This window comes from Halorubrum californiense DSM 19288, from assembly GCF_000336875.1.
GTDB lineage: Archaea > Halobacteriota > Halobacteria > Halobacteriales > Haloferacaceae > Halorubrum > Halorubrum californiense.
The window spans coordinates 1-1,038 of sequence record NZ_AOJK01000054.1; the positions used below are offsets into that span (position 1 = coordinate 1).

Genomic DNA, 1,038 nt, shown 5'->3' on the forward strand with positions numbered 1-1,038 from the left:
GGGATCGCACCGCAACACAAGCAGGTGGTCGAGGAGGCCGTGGCTGGAGTAAACACAGCTGAGGAAGTCGAGCCGGTCTATGGCGAGCCGCCGGAGATTCCAGCTGAGTACGAGCTGGTCGAGATCGTCAACCCGGACGGATCGATAGAGGCAACGGGTGGTGGTGGGGGGGGTGCGTCGATGGCCGAGTTGGTGCTACCAGAGGATCGGCTGTTACGTGAGACGCGGTTGGCGCACGTGTCGGGGGGTGCGAAAATCCGGTGCGAGAAGACCGGCTTCGCTACGTTCTCGGCGGAGACGATGGCGCGGTACTTGGTCGAGAACTGCAACGTTCGAGAACCGTGGTACGCGGAGGTGCTCATGTCGTTCGAGTGGCCATGGAGTGAGGACGGGCCACGCGATCGTCGTGAGTTGCCGCCGGTCCTCGACGAGCCGGTGGCTCGACCACCAGAGGATTGCCGATGACCCCGCGAGAACGGGCGAGGCACCCACTGGCGCGGGTGTGCCCGAAAGGGCCGGTGTCACACCACCGACCCCGTGCCGTCACGGAAACCATGACAGCAAAATCAGATTCCCCGGCAAAGGGGCATGAGAGTATCGATACCGAAGACTTGGTCCACGGAACGCCGCTCGAAGGTGAGTCAGACGAGTTCGTGGCGTTGGTGCTGGAGGGTCAGAAGCAGGAGGCTATAACGGCCGCAGACACGTTGACGCGGGCGTTACTGAACGATGATAAGCCACTGACGGACGACGATGTGGCGCGGCTCGCTGAGATCGGGAATGCGTTCCGGGCGATCTACAGTGAACTGGTCCACCGTGTGCCGGAGGAGCACCGTGTGAGGTACAAGGACTCGTAGTCGGTTTATCATACTTCTGGTAGTATGCGTATTCAGTGATACCCTCCCCTACAGTATTCATTAACTGTAGACCTTCGGTCTACAGTGAATGAAATTGGCCCACAGCCCATTTGCCCATGGTGTGTCAGAGAGGAGGTAGATATATAGATGCGCGTTGTTCTCGATCGGGGTGGTTCGTGAT

1 protein-coding gene and 1 pseudogene are annotated in these 1,038 nt (G+C 59.8%); both read left to right on the top strand.

Annotated features, from left to right (window positions below; all coding sequences use genetic code 11):
- Positions 1-465, top strand: a pseudogene (locus C463_RS10605) (hypothetical protein); the annotation flags it as partial.
- Positions 466-554: 89 nt separating this feature from the next.
- A complete protein-coding gene (locus C463_RS10610) occupies positions 555-857 on the top strand; it encodes a hypothetical protein (RefSeq protein WP_004592272.1) in 303 nt (100 codons plus the stop codon).
- The last annotated feature ends 181 nt before the right edge of the window (positions 858-1,038 follow it).

What these genes read in the sequence shown, in the direction of transcription:
- C463_RS10610 (WP_004592272.1), top strand. Translation starts at nt 555, where the DNA reads ATGACAGCAAAATCAGATTCCCCGGCAAAGGGGCATGAGAGTATCGAT.